Genomic DNA, 489 nt, shown 5'->3' on the forward strand with positions numbered 1-489 from the left:
AGCGGCGCGGCGGCAGGCGGCGCAGGCGGCAGCAACGGCGGTTCGACCGGTGGTTATGGCGGCGCGAGCGGCGCGGCCACCGGCAGCAACGGCGGCAATGGTGGCGGCACGGGTAACACCGGCAATGCGACCGGCGGCAATGGCGGCGTGGCCGGGGCGGGCGGCGCCGGAGCTTCTGGCGGCGGTGCCGGCAGCGGTTCGGGTTCCGCCACCACCACCGGCACCGGCGGCGGGGCGACCGGCGGCGCGGCATCGGCGTCGAATACGACCGGTGTGCCGAGCAGCAGCGAACCTGCGCCCACGCCACCACCCAACCAGGCCGCGACGGCCAGTGGCGGTGGCGGGACCGGCGGCGCCGGCACGTCGGGCAATGCGACCAGCAGTACCGGCACGGCGACCGGTGGCCTGGGCGGCGCAGGGGCTGCCGGTGGCGCCAGCGGTGCGGGCGCAGGCGTGACGCAGACCGGCGGCGCAGGCGCGGCCGGCGGG

Annotated in this window: 1 pseudogene; it reads left to right on the forward strand. The window is 78.9% G+C overall.

Going from position 1 to position 489, the window contains the following annotated elements:
• Window positions 1-489, forward strand: a pseudogene (locus GEV02_RS32580) (hypothetical protein); the annotation flags it as partial.

Origin of the sequence: Rugamonas aquatica, from assembly GCF_009380215.1 — a bacterium.
Classification (GTDB): Bacteria; Pseudomonadota; Gammaproteobacteria; order Burkholderiales; family Burkholderiaceae_D; genus Rugamonas; species Rugamonas aquatica_B.